Origin of the sequence: Dyella sp. (assembly GCF_051962475.1) — a bacterium.
GTDB lineage: Bacteria > Pseudomonadota > Gammaproteobacteria > Xanthomonadales > Rhodanobacteraceae > Dyella_A.
Genome location: NZ_JBQCCF010000014.1, coordinates 38,859 through 56,847 on the forward strand (window position 1 = coordinate 38,859; position 17,989 = coordinate 56,847).

Sequence of the window (17,989 nt, forward strand, 5' to 3'; positions counted from 1 at the left end):
ATCCGTACCGCAGCCTCGCCCACCGCGAGCCGCCAGGACAGTCGAATCGGGCCGGTCTCCGGGCTTGCGAGCGACATGCGGGGAGCCGCATGTTCCGGACCACGCCTTCCCATGCCTAGGCACAGTGGCTCGTGTGGCCCGGCGATTCACTCGCCTACCGTTGCGGGGGCAGCGCCGGACTGGTTGCGCGCGAACGCGCGACGCACCGGCTTCCCGTTTAACTCCATACATATATGTATGGGAGCACCCAAACGAACAAACACTATATATAGCGAAACAGGGAATTTCAAACTTTGACTTCCAAGCATTCTCTGGTTCCGAGGAGCCCAGAAATAGAGGTCAGGAATGGCGGCCGCGCTCGTCTAGGAACCGGCGCGATGGGCCTTTCCGCAGGAATTTGCTGAATGCTAAGAAAAAGTTGACTCTCCGTTAGATCAGACGTTAACGTTCAGAAGCAGGACGCCCTTTGGTGCCATGGCAGCGTCGCAGTTGCGGCCGCCTTAAGGTCTCCAGCAGGAGTCGCAGAGTTTCGGAGTTCGGGAGATGCTCCGAAGCGACATCGACGTAGACAGGGCTAGCCGCCCGAACCGCATTTGATGAGTTTTGAGCCCTTCAGGGCCCACTTGGGGAGATAAGCTATGAGCAAGAGTCGTTACACGCGCGGGGTGCAGCCTCGTCGCAATGCGCTGGTGATCGCACTGGCCGTTGGGCTGGCCGGCGTCGCCGGCGTCGCCAGCGCACAGAGCACCACCGGCACCATCTTCGGTCAGGCTGCAGCGGGCGAGACCGTTACCGTCACCTCGGCCTCGACGGGTGTGTCGCGCGATGTCCAAGTGGACAGCAGCGGCCGTTACAGCGTTGCCAGCCTCCCTGTCGGCACCTACTCGGTAAGCGTGAAGAAGGAAGGTGCCGTCGTCGGCACGCGCGACAACGTCACAGTCTCGCCGGGCGCGGGTAGCGCCGTTAACTTCGCGGTTGACACCACCAATCTCTCGGCGGTGACTGTAACCGGCAACGCCCTTCCTTCCATCGACGTCAGTAGTGTCAACTCCAGCACCGTGATCACGGCGGCGGATCTGCAGCGGCTGCCGGTGACCCGCAGCGCTGAATCGATCGCCCTGCTTGCTCCGGGCACCGTCCAGGGCAGCAGCTACTTCGCCAATGCGGTGTCGTTCGGCGGCTCGAGCGTGTCCGAGAACGCCTACTACGTGAATGGCTTCAACACCGGCGAGCCGTACCGCAACATCGGCGGCTTCCAGCTGCCGTATGGCGCGATCGAGCAGCAGGAAACCCTGACCGGCGGCTACAGCGCCAAATACGGTCGTTCCGACGGCGGCGTGATCAACCAGATCGGCAAGCGCGGCACCAACGAGTGGCACTTCGGCGGGCAGGTGGTCTGGGAGCCGAAGTTCCTGGAAGGCACCCCGAAGAACAACGTCTATGGCAATCCGGCCGTTCCCAGCCCGATCGCCAACCCGAACAGCATCGATGGGCTGACGCATTACGAACTGGAAGACCCAAGCAAGGTGGGCAAGCTGTACCAGTACCGCAACGACAACAAGCAGTGGGAAACCGTCTATTCGGCGTACGTGGGTGGTCCGCTGATCAAGGACAAGCTGTTCCTGTTCTTGGCCGGCGAGCAGACCAAGACCAATTCCACCGACGTCCAGAACGTCGACCTGGGCCGCGTGCAGTACAACAACGACAAGAGCTCGAAGTTCTACGGCAAGTTGGACTGGAACATCACCGACAACAACGTCCTCGAACTGACGATGTTGAAGAACAAGCAGTATGCCAACGGCTTCGCGCCGGGTCAGACGTACAACTTCGACTACGACACGCTGCAGACGGGTGCCTTCGTTGCTCCGAACGATACCCGCAAGGACGACGGCAATTTCTACATCGGTCACTTCACCAGCTACCTGACCGACAACGCCACGCTGAGCATTCTGTACGGCAAGGCGAATTTCGACACGCCGACGCAGTACGGCAACCAGTGCCCGTATCCGTTCATCTCGCAGGCATACAACGAGAACCCGGCGTACACGGGCGGTCAGACCATCCGGAATTGCCAGACGAATACCAGCTGGTATTCGGATGCGGCGAAGCTCTCGACCCACGGCCTGCGTGTCGACTTCGACTACCGCCTGGGCGATCACGGCCTGTCGGTCGGTATCGACAACATGAGCTACAGCGCCAAGAACCAGGGCCCGAACCAGCAGAATCCGTTCAACCCGAGCGTCAACTACTACTGGCGCTACTACCCGACCTACGTTCAGAAGCGCGAGATTGGTTGGCAGACCAACATGACCACCGACCAGAAGGCGTGGTACGTGCAGGATGCCTGGCAGGTCACCTCGAACGTTCTGTTGAACGTTGGCGTGCGTAACGACCACTTCATCAACTACAACGACGTCGGCAAGGCGTTCGTCGACCTGAAGAACCAGTGGGAGCCGCGTATCGGTGTCAGCTGGGACGTGAATGGCGACTCCACGTTCAAGGTCTACGGCAATGTCGGCCGCTACTACCTCGCGCTGCCGCAGAACGCCGCTGAGCGCGCTGCCAACCGTTCGACCTACATCCGCACCTACTACAACTACACCGGTATCGACGAAAACGGCATCCCGACTGGGCTGACCTTTATCAAGCAGAATTCGCCTGACGGTGAATTCGGTCTGCCGAAAGATCCTCAGGAAGTTACCGCGCGTAATCTGAAACCGGAATACCTGGACGAGTTCATCGCGGGCTTCGACAAGCAGCTCAACGAGAATTGGACCTATGGTGCGAAGGCGATCTGGCGTGACCTGAAGGTCGCCATCGATGACGAATGTTCTCCTGACGCCATCGAGACGAAGATGCAAAAACTGGGTCTCATCACCACGACGGACATTGGCGACGAGAACTCCGGTTATTACAACTCGCTGTATGGCCCATCGTCCTGCCGCCTGTTCAACCCGGGTCGCACCAATATTTTCCTGGTGCGAGCCGACGCCGGCAGTGGCAAGACCGACCAGCTAGTAAGCATGAACAACGCGGACTTCGGCTTTAATCAGGGCGTGAAGCGCAAGGTCGGTTCGGTGAACCTGTACCTGGAGCATCCGTTCGACGGCAAGTGGCAGGCACGCATCGATTACACCTGGAGTCGCGGCTTCGGTAACACCGAGGGTCAGGTGCGTTCGGACTTCGGCCAAGGTGACGTCTCCAAGACCGAAGACTGGGACAACGCCGCGTTGATGGACGGCCAGTACGGCGATCTGCAGAACGTTCACAAGCACCAGATCCGCCTCCGCGGTGCCTACCAGATCACCCCGGAGTGGCTGGTGTCCGGTACCCTGCTAGCGCAGTCCGGCCAGCCGAAGTCGTGCCTCGGTTACTACGGCCCGTACGGCGTGGATGATCCGGCGGGTTATAACGGCGGCGGCAGCGGCAACTACCACTGGTGTGCCGGTAAGCGCGTGCCGCCGGGCACCGTCGGTTTCACGCCGTGGACCAAGCCTCTCAACCTGGGCATCCACTACACCCCGGCCTTCGCCGACCACAAGCTGGGCTTCCATCTGGACATCTTCAACGTGTTCAACGAGCAGAAGCCCGTCCAGACGGATCCGGTGTTCGCCAACGCCTACAACGGTGGTCAGGATGCCAACGGCAACCCGGCACCGGACACGATCTACATCAACAACAGCTACCACCAGGCGCTTTTCTATGAGACCCCGCGCACGGTGCGACTGTCGGTGACCTACGACTACTGATTAATCGTCAAAGGGAATCATGAAGCCACCGGCCGGAAGGCCGGTGGTTTTTTTTGGCTTACCACGGCAACTGGTCGGCGCTGAGGCTAGGGGTAGCTTGATCCCGGCAGTACCCCGGCCTCGTTCGCGGTTACGAGCGCATGGTGAAACGCTACCTCGGGGGATGGATCACCTGGCAGGGCGCAGTGGTGAGGCCGCCTGCGGGCGGCGGTAATCCTGTACGTAAACGTACTCCAGAGAAATACAACATTCATTCCCGCTTCTTGAGGCGCGAAATCACGTTGCGCGTCTGCGCTCGAATGGAGCGCAATACCCGTCGATCTGAAGTGTGTCGTTTACCAGGATTTAAAGCGGCAGAGCACGATCGATCGCTCCGACGCGAAGCGCCGGCGGTAGAACGCCCACTACTTGCTGGCCAGTGCAGCCCGTAGCGGCTCGAGTTGCTCTGCGTAGGGACGCCACTGGCCCAGCCCTTTGGTATTGATCGGCTCACGAACTTGGGCGGTACTGCGCGTTGCTACCGGCGCTGTGTTGCGCTCCGGCCTTAGACACGCCGTCTCCATATTCAGGCCACAGTGGGCAAGTACATCGGGAATGACCGTTGCTGGGTTCTGCACTAGCGAGGAGTAATCAACGTCCAGCATCGCGCCGCGCAACGCTTTTTGCCAGTGGCTCACCTGGCGCGAGTACTGCTTGTAGTAATGCGCAAGCGCTCCTAGCTCGTAGCTGTAAGGTGATATGTTGCCGTACATAGCCTTGAAGTTGGAAAAGCACGTATCCAACGGATCTCGGACTATATGAAGGATCGGCGCATGCGGGAGCGCCCGCCGGATGAAGGGCACCATCCTGACGTTGCCAGGCAGCTTGTCCACGTAATAAGAGCGGCCATGGGCACGCCACTGGGTCTGCTTCAGATACCGGTAACCAAGTAGACGGAAGTTTATATCCCAGCTTCGTTCAATGGCACGGAGAAAGCCCTCTTCTCTACCGGGGAGCACATCGGTCATCCAATGAAATTGCCGCCAGAAATCAACAATCTCTCCCGCGGAAGTAACCTGGGAGTGACTTGAGAGGATGCGATCGAGCAGAGTGGTGCCCGACCGGGGCATGCCAACGATGAAAATGGGTACGGGACCCTCGAAAGGCTCACTGAGTGCTGTTCTCGGTTCGAGCGGCGAGGGTAGCTCGAGTAGAGCTTCGGTCACGGCTTCCTCAAGTGCGCTGTCGTAGGGGTTGAGGTCTTGCATGAGCGAATTGCAACGGCTCAATGCCTCCCAGGCTTCCTTATGACGACCGATGTCATCGAGTGTTTTGAACGCCGCGTACTCGAATTCCGCTCGCGCAAAAGCCTGGCCGGGTGTGACCGGCTGCTCGGGAAGAGCGCAGAGCTGCTTGCGAAATAGCGGCAGATAGTTCCGCTCCGCGGTTTGTCTCCCCAAGTCGACGAGTATAGGAGCGATATCGGCAAAATCAGGCCATCGCATCAGGCATTTTTCCAGAACCTCGCAGGCTTCTGTGTCGCGGCCGTTGAACTGTAAGAGCATGGCGTAAAGTCGCCATGCGTCGGGCGTATCTGCGCCCGAACGGACCGCTCTATCCGCCAATTCGAGCGCCGCACAAGTCTCGCCGATCATGAATCTCAAGTTGGCTTGCAGGAACAGTGCTTCTCCTGGTGAGTTGGGCGCCTGTGCGACAAGATCCAGGCATGCTCGAGATGTTGCGATCTCCCCCCGAGCGATGAGGCGCTGTGTCAGGGCGAGGATCAGCGGAACGTCCCGCGGAAGGCGAGTGGCGGCCTGCAGCAGCGGCCTGCTGGACGCTTGGAACTGCCCCCTGCGGTACATAACGTCCGCCAAGTCGATCGAGGCGGCCGTGTCAGCAGGCGCGAGCCTCACTAGAGACTCAAGCGCCACCTGGGCGTGATCCAGATTCCCCGACTCGATGTGGTGGTGGACCTGTTTCCACAACTGCGTAGGCGAAACGTTGAAGCTCGTCTGTCGTTCCATCACAAGATCATATCGCTGGACCGGCATTGGCGTGGATCCCCAGCGCGGCAAGGGGAGCGTTCCTCAGGCCCGTCGACCGCGGACCACTCAGTCGGTATGCAGTTCCGCCACGAAGTCGTAGATGTCGCCGCGGTACCAGGAGCTGGTGAATTCGACGACGCGGCCGTCGTCGAGGAAGCTGCGCCGCTCGATGCTGAGACCGGCGCTGTTGGTGGCCACGTGCAGCAGGCGGGCGTGCTGAGCGTTGAGCAGCACGGCGCGTAGCCGCTGCAGGGCGCGACGGGGGCGGCAGCCGCGCTTTTCCAGCGCCTCGTAGAGCGAATCGTCGACCAGCATGGGGTCGGGCAGCAGGATCGCCGGCACCACGCTGCGTTCGATCGCCAATGGCTCATCGCCCGCGTAACGCACGCGGTGCAGGCGCACCACGGCCACGCCGGGCGACAGATTCATCGCCATCGATTCTTCGGGCGTCACCTCGCCGATGCCGCGCTCGAAGAACTCCGAGCGCGGATTGAGGCCGCGGGCGCGCAAGTCCTCGGTGAAGCTGGTCAGGCGCGACATCGGCTTGATGATGCGCTCGGCGACGAACGTACCGGCGCCGTGGCGCTGGGTCAGCAGGCCTTCCTCCACCAGTCCGGCGATCGCCTTGCGCACGGTGACGCGCGACAGCGACAGCACGCGGGCCAGGTCGCGCTCGCTCGGCAGCGCATGGCCGGGCTCGATGTCGCGATGCTCGATGACGTTGCGGATCGCCCGCCGCAGCCGCAGGTACGCCAGCGGCTGGTGGGTGCCGGGGTCGCGCGAGAGCCGGCGATATTCTTTGGCGAGTGCGGTTTCCATACCGCGACCATACCAATTTCGAACCAATGGCCGCAAGACGCGCGCTGCCGGACATGCCACTTTTGTCCAGGCCCGCCAGACAGCGCGGGGATGCGATGGTTGCAAACGAATACATCCATGGGCGCCGTCTTGATCGGCCGGCTCCGGCTGGTGCCAGCTGGTATGACACTGGTACGATCAGCGGCCTGTTCCCAGCTGCGCGGCTGCGCGGTGGCCTTCTCCCCGTTCCATGCGAGGTGCCCGTTGTGAGTCCTTCCCATCCGCAGGTTCAATCCTTCGATCTGGTGATCTTCGGCGGCACCGGCGACCTGGCTGCGCGCAAGCTGCTGCCGGCGATGTTCCATCGCTTCATCGACGGCCAGATCCCCGCGGACAGCCGCATCATCGGCATCGCCCGCGAAGCCACCGACGACGCCGGCTACCGCGCCCAGATGCGCAAGGCGCTCGCTGGCGACGGCAGCAAGGCCGACCAGGTCGAAGCGTTCCTGCAGCAGGTGTTCTACCGATCGCTCGACGCGCGCAAGGACAACGGCTGGGACGATTTCGCCGCGTTGCTGGCCGAGCGTCCGGACAACGTGCGCGTGTTCTATCTCTCCACCGCGCCAGACCTGTTCATCGACATCTGCACCCGGCTGGGTCACTACCGGCTCAACGAGGGCGAGTCGCGCGTGGTCCTGGAGAAGCCGATCGGCCGTGACCTGGAGAGCGCCAACCAGATCAACGACGCGGTCGGGCGGGTCTTCAGCGAATCGCAGACCTATCGGATCGATCACTACCTCGGCAAGGAGACGGTGCAGAACCTGCTGGCGCTGCGCTTCGGCAATGCGCTGTTCGAGCCGCTGTGGAACGCCGAGCACATCGACCACGTGCAGATCACCGTGGCTGAAACGCTTGGCGTGGGCAACCGCGCGGCCTATTACGACCATGCCGGCGCGCTGCGCGACATGGTGCAGAACCACATGCTGCAGCTGGTGTGCATGGTGGCGATGGAGCCGCCGTCCTCGCTGTCGCCCGATGCGGTGCGCGACGAGAAGCTCAAGGTGCTGCGCTCGCTCAAGCCCATCGAGGAGTCCAACGCCGCCCAGCTCACCGTGCGTGGCCAGTACCGCGCCGGTGCCGCCGAGGGTCAGAGCGTGCCGGGCTACCTGGAGGAGCTCAATGGCGCCAAGAGCCACACCGAAACCTTCGTCGCGCTGAAGACCGAGATCGCCAACTGGCGCTGGGCCGGCGTGCCGTTCTACCTGCGCACCGGCAAGCGTTTGCCCGAGCGCGTCTCCGAGATCGTGGTGGCGTTCAAGGCGGTACCGCACTCCATCTTCGATCCGGCCGCCGGCCCGCTGGCGCACAACCGCCTGGTGCTGCGCCTGCAGCCCGACGAAGGCGTGAAGCTGTGGCTGACCATCAAGCATCCCGGCCCCGGCGGCCTGCGCCTGCGCCACGTGCCGCTGGACATGAGCTTTGCCGAGGCGTTCGGCGTGTCGCAGCCCGACGCCTACGAGCGCCTGCTGCTCGACGTGGTGCGCGGCAACCCCACGCTGTTCATGCGTCGCGACGAAGTGGAAGCGGCCTGGCGCTGGGCCGATCCGATCCTCGAGGCCTGGGCCGCCAGCAGCGAAGCACCCAAGCCGTACACCGCAGGCACCTGGGGGCCAAGCGCCTCGGTGGCGCTGATCGAGCGCGACGGCCGCACCTGGAACGAGGACGGCGAGTAGGCGCGAGGTGAGTCCGATCGTTGCCGTGTTTCACCGCGCACTGCATCGGGCTCCTCCAGCCTGTAGCTGCGCAGCCGCATCCCCCGCCGTGACGAATGGACGTCCATGTTGAACATTGCCACCCACAACTTTACCGATTGCCACGCGCTCGCTGACGCGCTGGCCGAGCGCGTGGCCGCCCGCCTGCGCGAGGCCATTACCGCGCGTGGTCAGGCTTTGCTGGCGGTCTCCGGCGGCAGCACGCCGAAGCATTTCTTCGAGCGCCTGTCGCACGCCGAACTGGACTGGTCGCGCGTGCAGGTGACCCTGGTCGACGAGCGCTGGGTCGCCGAATCCAGCGAGCGCTCCAACGCGCGGCTGGTGAAGTCGCTGCTGCTGCGCAACGCGGCGGCGGCGGCCACCTTCGTGCCGCTGCATCAGGACGCACCCACCCCGGAAGACGGCCTCGCCGCATTGAACGCCTCGCTCGACGCGCTGGCACTGCCGTTCGACGTGGTGGTGCTGGGCATGGGCGAGGACGGCCACACGGCCTCCTTCTTCCCCGGCGGCGACCGTCTCGCCGAGGCGCTTGACCCGGCCGGCACGGCGCGGGTGATCCCGATGCGCGCCGCGGGTGCCGGCGAGCCGCGCATCACCTTCACGCTGCCGGTGCTGCTCAATGCCGGCGCGCTGTTCCTGCACATCGAGGGCGAGACCAAGCGCCGCGTGCTCGCCGATGCGCAGCTCGGCCTCGGCGCCGGTCGCGACTACCCGGTGCGCGCCGTGCTGGCACAGGCGCGCGTTCCCGTCTCGGTTTACTGGTGCCCGTGAGGCGCCGCCGTGGCGCGCGCATCGATCGCGTGCCGCATCCAGCTACAGGAGTGATTCGATGAGTTCCCTGCACCCCGTCGTCCGCGAAGTCACCGAGCGCCTGCGCGAACGCAGCCGTGAATCGCGCGCGGCGTACCTGGCCAAGATCGCCGCCGCCCGCGGCGACGGCACCCGCCGCCAGCACCTGTCGTGCGGCAACCTCGCGCACGGCTTCGCCGCCTGCGGCAACGACGACAAGGCTGCGCTGCGCGCCGGTCGCACGCCGAATATCGGCATCGTCACCGCCTACAACGACATGCTCTCGGCGCACCAGCCGTACGAGCGCTATCCCGAGCTGATCCGCCACGTCGCGCGCGAAGCCGGCGCCACCGCGCAGGTCGCCGGCGGCGTGCCGGCGATGTGCGACGGCGTCACCCAGGGCCGGGCCGGCATGGAGCTCTCGCTGTTCTCGCGCGACCTGATCGCGATGGCCACCGCGGTGGCGCTGTCGCACGACATGTTCGACGCCAGCCTGTACCTCGGCATCTGCGACAAGATCGTGCCGGGCCTGCTGATCGGCGCGCTCGCTTTCGGCCACCTGCCCGGCGTATTCGTGCCGTCGGGCCCGATGCCCAGCGGCATCACCAACGAGGCCAAGTCCAAGGTGCGCCAGGCCTACGCCGAGGGCAAGGCGACCCGCGAGGAGCTGCTGGAAGCCGAGGCCGCTGCGTACCACGCCCCCGGCACCTGCACGTTCTACGGCACCGCCAACTCCAACCAGATGCTGATGGAGATCATGGGCATGCATCTGCCCGGCGCGAGCTTCGTGGCGCCGGACACGCCGCTGCGCGATGCGCTCACCGCCGAGGCGGTGCGCCGCGCGGCGGCGATGAGCGCGCTGGGCGAGCACTACCTGCCGGTCGGCCACATCGTCGACGAGAAATCGGTGATCAACGGCGTGATCGGCCTGCACGCCACCGGCGGCTCCACCAACCACCTGCTGCACCTGGTGGCGATGGCGCGCGCGGCCGGCGTGGAGTTGCGCTGGGAAGACTTTGACGCACTCTCCTCGGTGGTGCCGCTGCTGGCCCGCGTGTATCCGAACGGCTACGCCGACGTGAACCAGTTCCACGAGGCCGGCGGCATGGCGTTCCTGATCGATCAGCTGCTCTCGCAGGGCCTGCTGCATTCCGACGTGAAGACGGTCAACGGCACCGGCCTGGACGGCTACACCCAGGTGCCGGTGCTCGACGCCAGCGGCAAGCTGGCCTGGCAGCAGGTGTCCGGCGAGAGCGGCAACCGCGGCGTGCTGCGCGCGATCAGCGAGCCGTTCCGACCCGACGGCGGCCTGCGCCTGCTCGACGGCAACCTCGGCCGCGGCGTGATCAAGGTGTCTTCGGTGCCCGACGACCGCATGGTGATCGAGGCGCCGGCGATCGTATTCAACGACCAGGACGAGGTGCGCGGCGCGTTCGAGCGCGGCGAGCTCAACCGCGACTTCGTCGCCGTAGTGCGCTTCCAGGGCCCGCGCGCCAACGGCATGCCGGAGCTGCACAAGCTCACCCCGACGCTGGCCCTGCTGCAGGATCGCGGCCACCGCATCGCGCTGCTCACCGACGGGCGCATGTCCGGCGCGTCCGGCCGCGTGCCGGCGGCGATCCACGTCACCCCCGAGGCCGAGGCCGGCGGGGCGCTGGCCAAGGTTCGCGACGGTGATCTGGTCCGCCTGGACGCAGTGAACGGCACGCTCGACGTGCTGGTCGACGCCGCCGAATTCGCCGCACGCCCCAGCGTCACCCTGCCCGACCACTCGCACCACGTCGGCATGGGCCGCGAGCTGTTCGGCCTGTTCCGCAACAACGCCGTCACCGCCGATCTCGGCGCCGGCGTGCTCTGACCCCCCGCTTTCCCGGAGTGTTCCCGTGACGCAATCGATGCAAACCAAGCAGGCCCAGGTCGAGGCCACCATGCGGCTAGCGCCGGTGATCCCGGTGGTGATCATCGACGACGTGGCCGCCGCCGTGCCGATGGCGCGCGCGCTGGTCGCCGGCGGTACGCCGGCGATCGAGGTGACCTTGCGCACGCCCGCCGCGCTGGACGCGATCCGCGCCATCGCGCAGGAAGTGGAGGGGGCCGTGGTCGGCGTCGGCACCGTGCTTAACGCCGAGCATCTCGCGGCCGCAAAAGCCGCCGGCGCGCGCTTCGCGGTGTCGCCGGGCGTGTCGCCGAAACTGCTCAATGCGGCCGACGACAGCGAGCTGCCGCTGCTGCCCGGCGCCGCCACCGCCAGCGAAGTGATGACCCTCATCGAGCGCGGCTACCGCTTCCTGAAATTCTTCCCGGCCGTCCCCGCCGGCGGCACCAAGCTGATCGGCGCCTGGGCCAGTCCGTTGCCGCAAGTGAAGTTCTGCCCCACCGGCGGCATCAGCCTGAGCACCGCCTCGGACTTCCTCGCCCTGCCCAACGTGCTGTGCGTGGGCGGCTCCTGGCTGACTCCGGCGGACAAGCTCAAGGCCGGTGACTGGGCCGCCATCGAGCTGCTCGCCCGCGAGGCGGCTTCGCTGAAGGGCTGAACCTCAACCGGTCTGCGGCGCGGCATCCTGCGAGCGGATGCTGCGCAAGGCGGGGCTGGTCAGGCAGCCCAGGGCAATCGTCGTCAGCGCGAGGCCCGAGGCCACGAACAGGCCCGGCAGCGACATCAGCTTGAGCAGGGCGCCGGCGCCTGCCGCGGCCAGCGGGCCCAAGCCGAGGAAGGTGAACATCAACACGCTCATCGTGCGCCCCAGCATGTTCGGCGCCACGCGCCGCTGGATCCAGCTGATCAGGGTGATCTGGATCACCCCGCCGAACAGGCCGGTGAAGCCGAGCAGGGCGGCGGCGAGCACGGTCGAATGCACCCCGGCCAGCGCCACCAGCGCCAGGCCCACGCTGGCGTCGAAGCACAGGATCATCGCGCCCAGCTGCCCGCGCACCCGTCGCGCCACCCAGCCGGAGGCGAAGCCGCCCAGCAGCATGCCGCCTCCGTTCGCCGCCAGCACGATGCCCAGCGAGGTGGCGCCGTGGTCCAGCCGCGTATCGGCCAGTACCGGCAGGCCGACCTGGGTCGGGCCGGTGACGAAGATCGAGACCACCGCCGCGTACAGCATGAACGCGCGCAGCGGCGGATCCGCGGCGATGCTGCGCAGCCCACCGAGCACCTGACCCAGCACGCCTTGCTGCGTGGTGGTTCGCGGCGCCGCCGGCTGCAGGCGCACCAACGCCAGCGACACCAGCGAGCAGGCGAAGCTGGCCGCGTCAATGGCGAACGCCCAGCCCAGGCCACGCGCATCGGCCAGCGCCGTCGACCCCGGCGAGGCATGCGCGCCAGCGCCGATCACCACGCCGGCCAGCGCGGGGCCAATGAACAGGCTGAGCTGGCGCATTCCCATCATGGCGCCGTTGGCCTGCTGCAACTGCTGCGGCGCCACCACCGACGGCAGCAGCGCCGAGCTGGCCGGGTAGGCGAACGCGGTGGCCAGGCCAATGCCCAGCGCCAACGCGTACACCCACGGCATGCTGATCGCGCCGGTGAGCACCATCGCGGCCAGCGCCGCCACCATCACCGCGTTGGCGCCGCGCGCCAGCAGCAGCACGGCGCGCGCCGAGAAGTGGTCCACCACCGCGCCGCCGATCAACATGAACACCGCGCGCGGCACCGCCATGGTGGCCAGCACCAGGCCGAGCGCGCCCGGGTCGCCGGTGAGCTTGAGCACCAGCCAGGGCAGCGCGACCAGGGTGAACTGGTCGCCGAACATCGACACCGTGCTGCCGCCGAACAGCAGGCGGAAGTTGGTGTTGCGGGAAAGCGCGGGTTGCGACATGGGATCGTCTCGAGGAAGGGGGCGCGACTCAGCCGCCAGTGGCGGCGGTGTCCCAGGCACGGTGGGCCAGTTGCAGCAGGTGCTGGCGCACATCGGTGGGCCAGTCGGCGGTGAGCTGATCGAACGTGGCGCGCTCACCGCGCCAGAACGCGCGCGAGGCCTCCTCGAAGCCGGGCAGGTCGCCGGCCAGCGTGCGCATCGTGCGGTCGGCCGCCTCGCTGGCCTGGCGCGCCTGCTCCTTGGCGCTGCCTGCGCGGCGTGCCTCCTCCACCAGCCGGCGCAGCGTCACCGAGGCGCCGCCAGGCTGGCGGCCCAGCCAGTCCCAATGGCGCGGCAGCAGAGTCACCTCGCGGGCGACCACGCCAAGCTTCGGCCGTCCGGGTCCGCGCGGCGTGGCGGGTTCGGCGGCGGGGCGCAGCCGCGCCAGCACCTCGTCCACGCTGCCGCGCAGGTCGAACTCCAGCGGGTAGCCGGTGGCATCATCGAGAATCAGCGGCGATTGCGCGCTCCCCTCGTCCATCGCGCGGCGCACCGCCTGCGCCACGTCCTGCGGCGAGCCGGTGGCGATGCGTCGATGGCCTTCGAAGGCAGTGCAGCGGGTGCTGTCGGCGGGTGTCATGGCCGGGTCCGATGGAGCGGGTGCCGTATTTGACCCGGATAAAACGTGGCCGTCAATATCACCCGGGCAAATTTGTGCAGCCAGGGCCACCCGCGCGGTGCGCAGGCGCGCCACTGCGGCTATCGTGGCGGGCTTTTGCGGACGTCATCCCATGTTCTTCCTGTGCCTGAGCATCCTGTGCAGCGTGCTGGTGTCGGTGTGGCTCAAGCTCGCCCGCCGCTTCGGCCTGGACGTGCCGCAGATGGTGGCCTGGAACTACCTGGCCGCCGGATCGCTGGTTGCGCTGGTGCTGCATCCCTCGCTGGCACCGCTGCGTCAGCCGGACGCGCCGCGCTTCGCCGTGCTGGCGCTGGCGGTGCTGCTGCCGGCGATCTTCCTGGCGCTAGGCACCTCGGTGCGCCATGCCGGCATCGTGCGCTCGGACGTGGCCCAGCGACTGTCGCTGCTGATCTCCCTGCTCGCCGCGTTCGTGCTGTTCGGCCAGCAGCCAACGCCGCGCATGCTCGCCGGCCTCGCGCTGGGGCTGGTGGCGTTGGCGGCGATGGTCTGGCGCGGCCGTGCGGCATGTGCGGACGGTGCGGCCGCGTGGCTGTGGCCGCTGGTGGTGTGCGCGGGCTTCGGCGCGATCGACATCCTGCTCAAGCAGGTCGCCGCGGCCGGCATCCCGATCGCCGCCTCGCTGCAGGCGATGTTTGCGCTGGCGTTGCCGGTGGCGCTGGGTTTTGCGTTGCTGGCGCGTCGTCGCAGCGGCGCGCGCTTCACCGCGCGCAGCCTGGCCGGCGGCCTGCTGCTGGGCGTGCTCAACTTCGGCAACATCTTGTTCTACCTGCGCGCGCACGTGGCGCTGCCGAACGATCCGGCGCTGGTGTTCGCCACCATGAACCTCGGCGTGGTGGCGCTGGGCACGCTGGTCGGCGTGTTGGCGTTCCGCGAGCGCCTGAGCTGGATCAATGCGATCGGCGTGCTGCTGGCGGCGACGGCGATCGCCCTGCTCACGCTGGCCTGAGCGCTAGAGGTTTCCGGCCCTCATGCCAGACGCTCCTCTTGGCGCATTACCGTGCGCACGGCTCTGAACGGGCCTTCCATGTTTTCCGCAAAGCCTCAGGTGTCATTCCTTCGGACGCGGGAATCCATCTGCTTCTGATGCAAGGCCACAGCGTAAGACACTCCGCCGCCGTTGGAGCGCGCCTGCGATCGACTGCATCCCAGGCCGCTGCCGCACACGCATTCCGACCCGGCAAGAACATGCGCCCACCGCTCCCGGCCGCACGTGACTTCCGGGGGATGGCCCGCCCCCGCCCGAGGCATACGCTCAACCGCTTGGCCACAAGCTCCGGGGAATCCACATGCGTCGTCTCGTTCTCGCCGTTGCGCTCGCCAGCGCATTGATCAGCACCGCCACGCTCGCCCACGAGGACAAGCACGACGACGCCAAGTCGAAGGAGAAATCGCCCGACACGGCGCTGGTCAAGCCGCAGAGCTCGGAGACCGAAGGCAGCGTCACCGTCGAAGGCAAGCGCGTCGACTACAAGGCGGTGGCCGGCACGCTGGTGCTGCACGGCTCGGGCGACAAGGAGCACGAGCCGACGGTGAGCATGTTCTACACCGCCTACTTCAAGAAGGGCACGCCGGCCGGCCAGCGGCCGATCACCTTCATCTACAACGGCGGCCCGGGCTCAGCCACGGTGTGGCTGCACATGGGCGCGTTCGGGCCTAAACGCGTGGTCACCAGCGACGACAGCCACACGCCCGCCGCGCCCTATGGCCTGGTCAACAACGACTACAGCCTGCTCGACGCGTCCGACCTCGTGTTCATCGACGCTCCCGGCGCCGGCTTCAGCCGCCTCATCGCCGATGACCCGGACAAGGACAAGCGCGACGAGCAGATGAAGGACCGCAAGAAGGCGATCTACGGGGTCGACGGCGACGGCCACGCCTTCGCCCAGTTCATCACGCAGTTCCTCTCGAAGTACGGCCGCTGGAACTCGCCCAAGTACCTGTTCGGCGAAAGCTACGGCACCACGCGCTCGGCGGTGGTGGCCAACATCCTGGAGAACGAGGACAGCGTCGATCTCAACGGCGTGGTGCTGCTGTCGCAGATCCTCAGCTTCGATACCAGCATCGACGGTCCCGAGTTCAATCCCGGCGTCGACCTGCCCTACGTGCTGGCGCTGCCCACCTTTGCCGCCACCGCCTATTACCACCACCAGCTGCCGCAGCCGCCCGCCGCGCTGGAGCCGTTCCTCAAGGAAGTGGAGCAGTACGCGATGGGTGACTATGCGCAAGCGCTGATGCAGGGCGCCGCGCTCGACACCGCGCGCAAGCAGGCCGTGGCCGAGAAGCTGCACCAGTACACCGGCCTGCCGGTGGACTACCTGCTCAAGGCCAACCTGCGGGTCACCGGCGGCATGTTCGAGCATGAGCTGCAGGCCTCCACCGACACCACCACCGGCCGCCTCGACAGCCGCTTCGCCGGCCCCTCGCTCGATCCGCTCAGCAAGGCCAGCGAGTACGACCCGCAGTCCTCGGCGATCAGCTCCGCCTACGTCGCCGCGTTCAACGACTACGTGCGCAAGCAGCTCAAGTTCGGCCAGGACATGCGCTACCGCCTGTTCGCCGACATCGACCACTGGGACTTCGCACACAAGGCGCCGGGCGTGGACGGCGAGGCGCTGCAGTCCTCCACCAACGTCATGCCGGATCTGGCCATGGCGATGAAGACCAACCCGGATCTGAAGGTATTCCTCAACGGCGGCTACTACGACCTCGCCACGCCGTACTTCGCCGCCGAGTACGAGATGAACCACCTGCCGATCCCCGACAGCCTGCGCAAGAACATCTCCACCCAGTGGTACCCGTCCGGCCACATGGTCTACGCCCACCAGGACTCGCTGAAGCAGCTGCACGACAACGTGGCGAAGTTCATCCAGAGCACCGACAACGTGAAGTGATCGGTTGGCCCACGGTGCACCGCGCTTGCGGTGCACCGTGGGCGCGCTACGCTGGGCAACCCTCGCCCGGTTCTCTGTTGCATGCGCCAGCTCATCGACCGCTACATCGACGCCTACAACCGCATCGACGTCGACGCAATGCTGCTCACCCTGCATCCGGCGATCGTGTTCGAGAACTACGCCGGCGGCCAACGCACGCTGCGCACCGAGGGTCTGCTCGATTTCGACCGCCTGGCCCGCAGCACCCAGCCGCTGTTCAGCGCACGCCGCCAGGTGATCACCGCCTACCGCGAACAGGGCGATACCGCCTGGGCCGAGATCCAGTTCGACGGCACCTTCGCCATCGACCTGCCCAACGGCATCCGCGCCGGCCAGCACATCGCCATGCCCGGCCGCTCCGAGTACCGCGTGCACGACGGCCTGCTGGTCTACATCGCCGACCACAGCGCCTGAGGCTGCTGCATCAAAGCCCTCTCCCCTGGACCCCGTCCGGGGGAGAGGGTTGGGTGAGGGGGCGCTCTTCCCCACTCCACCGCCGCGGGAGCGACGACGAGCCAAGCCCCCGCGCTCCCCCGACTCCCGCCACGGGACCGCACGCCACCCGCCGCGCTAAACTGCCGGTTTTGCTCGGGAAGACATGGCGCAGGCAGCACTCCGCCCGACGGTTCGCGGGCCCACCTTCATCCGCCTGCTGGCACGCCTGGCCGAGGTGGATGTGGCCGCACCCGGCGCCTCGCTGCCCGACCACATGGGCCAGTGGCTGGACTGGAAGCACGCGCTCTCGCTCGCCGCCGCCCTCGACAGCCATCCCGCCGCGCCTGCGGACGCCGCCGTGACGGCGCCGGATGACCTGGTCGCCGAATGCGCGCGGGCGCGCGACACCCTGCTGGCCGCCATCGACAACGAACCGCTGCTCGCACCCGGTGCGCCGTGCACCGATGACACCGATTTCGCCCCATACCGCCAGGCCTACCTCACCCGCCAACGCGCCATGCAGGCCACCGTGGGCCGCCTGCGCGGCAAGCTGCGCGACGCGCTATTGCAGTCCTCTCCGGTCTCCAGCATTCCCACGTCCTCCCCTAGCCGTCATTCCCGCGAAAGCGGGAATCCATCTCCGTCTTTGCAGAACAGCCAAATGGATGGCCGCCATCCGCCGTTGAAGAGCGCTCCACGCATGCGCGGGAATGGCAGCCATGAAGCGCCTCGCGACGAAACGGCCATCGCACGCCTCGCCGAAGTCGACGCCGTCATGGAAGTCGCCCTCACCCCGCGCGAGCACACCGCGCTCGCCAAAGTCCCGAACCTGCTCGCACAGCGCTTCGCGCGCCTGCAGGCCGGCGCCCAACCCCACTGGCTCGACGCCTTTCGCCGCGAGATGCAAAGCGTGCTGCGTGCCGAGCTGGATCTTCGTTTTCAACCGGTCGCCGCGCTGCTCGCCGCGCTGCGCACCTCCTGAGATTCCA

13 protein-coding genes and 1 riboswitch are annotated in these 17,989 nt (G+C 66.5%); of the genes, 9 read left to right on the forward strand and 4 right to left on the reverse strand.

Annotated elements, in window-relative coordinates:
* Nucleotides 1-32: 32 nt before the first annotated feature.
* Nucleotides 33-266: riboswitch (cobalamin riboswitch) on the reverse strand.
* A gap of 372 nt (nucleotides 267-638) precedes the next feature.
* Nucleotides 639-3,749: a TonB-dependent receptor gene (locus tag ACTHJF_RS02290; RefSeq protein WP_440265648.1), complete on the forward strand. Its 3,111-nt coding sequence runs from the start codon at nucleotides 639-641 to the stop codon at nucleotides 3,747-3,749.
* Between the two features lie 404 nt (nucleotides 3,750-4,153).
* Here the strand turns inward: ACTHJF_RS02290 and ACTHJF_RS02295 are convergent, their stop codons facing one another.
* Entirely contained in the window at nucleotides 4,154-5,755 is a 1,602-nt protein-coding gene (locus ACTHJF_RS02295; protein ID WP_440265649.1) for a tetratricopeptide repeat-containing sulfotransferase family protein, read from the reverse strand.
* 87 nt (nucleotides 5,756-5,842) lie between these two features.
* On the reverse strand, nucleotides 5,843-6,595 hold the full coding sequence (locus ACTHJF_RS02300) for a GntR family transcriptional regulator (protein ID WP_440265650.1): 753 nt from the start codon (nucleotides 6,593-6,595) through the stop codon (nucleotides 5,843-5,845).
* Nucleotides 6,596-6,840: 245 nt separating this feature from the next.
* Between ACTHJF_RS02300 and zwf the strand changes: the two genes are divergently transcribed.
* The 4 genes from zwf to eda all read left to right on the forward strand — a co-directional run bounded on the left by zwf (nucleotide 6,841) and on the right by eda (nucleotide 11,669).
* Entirely contained in the window at nucleotides 6,841-8,307 is a 1,467-nt protein-coding gene (gene zwf / locus ACTHJF_RS02305; RefSeq protein ID WP_440265651.1) for a glucose-6-phosphate dehydrogenase, read from the forward strand.
* A gap of 105 nt (nucleotides 8,308-8,412) precedes the next feature.
* Entirely contained in the window at nucleotides 8,413-9,117 is a 705-nt protein-coding gene (gene pgl / locus ACTHJF_RS02310; RefSeq protein WP_440265652.1) for a 6-phosphogluconolactonase, read from the forward strand.
* Between the two features lie 58 nt (nucleotides 9,118-9,175).
* Complete coding sequence (gene edd, locus ACTHJF_RS02315) at nucleotides 9,176-10,993, forward strand: phosphogluconate dehydratase (RefSeq protein ID WP_440265653.1); 1,818 nt, start codon at nucleotides 9,176-9,178, stop codon at nucleotides 10,991-10,993.
* 37 nt (nucleotides 10,994-11,030) lie between these two features.
* Nucleotides 11,031-11,669 (forward strand): bifunctional 4-hydroxy-2-oxoglutarate aldolase/2-dehydro-3-deoxy-phosphogluconate aldolase, encoded by a 639-nt coding sequence (eda, locus tag ACTHJF_RS02320; RefSeq protein WP_440265675.1) that lies wholly within the window; start codon nucleotides 11,031-11,033, stop codon nucleotides 11,667-11,669.
* 3 nt (nucleotides 11,670-11,672) lie between these two features.
* On the opposite strand, the gene ACTHJF_RS02325 is transcribed toward eda, so the two are convergent.
* A complete protein-coding gene (locus tag ACTHJF_RS02325; protein ID WP_440265654.1) occupies nucleotides 11,673-12,956 on the reverse strand; it encodes an MFS transporter in 1,284 nt (427 codons plus the stop codon).
* A gap of 28 nt (nucleotides 12,957-12,984) precedes the next feature.
* Nucleotides 12,985-13,575, reverse strand: a complete 591-nt coding sequence (locus ACTHJF_RS02330) for a DUF2239 family protein (RefSeq protein WP_440265655.1) — start codon at nucleotides 13,573-13,575, stop codon at nucleotides 12,985-12,987.
* Nucleotides 13,576-13,726: 151 nt separating this feature from the next.
* Between ACTHJF_RS02330 and ACTHJF_RS02335 the strand changes: the two genes are divergently transcribed.
* The 4 genes from ACTHJF_RS02335 to ACTHJF_RS02350 all read left to right on the forward strand — a co-directional run bounded on the left by ACTHJF_RS02335 (nucleotide 13,727) and on the right by ACTHJF_RS02350 (nucleotide 17,982).
* Nucleotides 13,727-14,581, forward strand: a complete 855-nt coding sequence (locus ACTHJF_RS02335) for an EamA family transporter (RefSeq protein ID WP_440265656.1) — start codon at nucleotides 13,727-13,729, stop codon at nucleotides 14,579-14,581.
* A 340-nt stretch (nucleotides 14,582-14,921) separates the two neighbouring features.
* The gene (locus ACTHJF_RS02340) at nucleotides 14,922-16,526 is read left to right on the forward strand and encodes a S10 family peptidase (RefSeq protein WP_440265657.1); all 1,605 of its coding nucleotides are present in this window, start codon (nucleotides 14,922-14,924) and stop codon (nucleotides 16,524-16,526) included.
* Between the two features lie 81 nt (nucleotides 16,527-16,607).
* Nucleotides 16,608-16,979 carry a nuclear transport factor 2 family protein gene (locus ACTHJF_RS02345; RefSeq protein ID WP_431634948.1) on the forward strand — a complete coding sequence of 124 codons (372 nt, stop codon included), beginning with the start codon at nucleotides 16,608-16,610 and terminating at the stop codon, nucleotides 16,977-16,979.
* Between the two features lie 184 nt (nucleotides 16,980-17,163).
* Nucleotides 17,164-17,982 (forward strand): DUF3348 family protein, encoded by an 819-nt coding sequence (locus ACTHJF_RS02350; RefSeq protein WP_440265658.1) that lies wholly within the window; start codon nucleotides 17,164-17,166, stop codon nucleotides 17,980-17,982.
* The last annotated feature ends 7 nt before the right edge of the window (nucleotides 17,983-17,989 follow it).

Bases quoted from the DNA above. Each gene is read 5' to 3' on its own strand.
- eda (WP_440265675.1), top strand. From the start codon at position 11,031: ATGCAAACCAAGCAGGCCCAGGTCGAGGCCACCATGCGGCTAGCGCCG.
- pgl (WP_440265652.1), top strand. From the start codon at position 8,413: ATGTTGAACATTGCCACCCACAACTTTACCGATTGCCACGCGCTCGCT.
- ACTHJF_RS02290 (WP_440265648.1), top strand. From the start codon at position 639: ATGAGCAAGAGTCGTTACACGCGCGGGGTGCAGCCTCGTCGCAATGCG.
- ACTHJF_RS02295 (WP_440265649.1), bottom strand. From the start codon at position 5,755: ATGGAACGACAGACGAGCTTCAACGTTTCGCCTACGCAGTTGTGGAAA.
- ACTHJF_RS02325 (WP_440265654.1), bottom strand. From the start codon at position 12,956: ATGTCGCAACCCGCGCTTTCCCGCAACACCAACTTCCGCCTGCTGTTC.
- ACTHJF_RS02330 (WP_440265655.1), bottom strand. From the start codon at position 13,575: ATGACACCCGCCGACAGCACCCGCTGCACTGCCTTCGAAGGCCATCGA.
- ACTHJF_RS02345 (WP_431634948.1), top strand. From the start codon at position 16,608: ATGCGCCAGCTCATCGACCGCTACATCGACGCCTACAACCGCATCGAC.
- edd (WP_440265653.1), top strand. From the start codon at position 9,176: ATGAGTTCCCTGCACCCCGTCGTCCGCGAAGTCACCGAGCGCCTGCGC.
- ACTHJF_RS02340 (WP_440265657.1), top strand. From the start codon at position 14,922: ATGCGTCGTCTCGTTCTCGCCGTTGCGCTCGCCAGCGCATTGATCAGC.
- ACTHJF_RS02335 (WP_440265656.1), top strand. From the start codon at position 13,727: ATGTTCTTCCTGTGCCTGAGCATCCTGTGCAGCGTGCTGGTGTCGGTG.
- ACTHJF_RS02350 (WP_440265658.1), top strand. From the start codon at position 17,164: ATGGCGCAGGCAGCACTCCGCCCGACGGTTCGCGGGCCCACCTTCATC.
- ACTHJF_RS02300 (WP_440265650.1), bottom strand. From the start codon at position 6,595: ATGGAAACCGCACTCGCCAAAGAATATCGCCGGCTCTCGCGCGACCCC.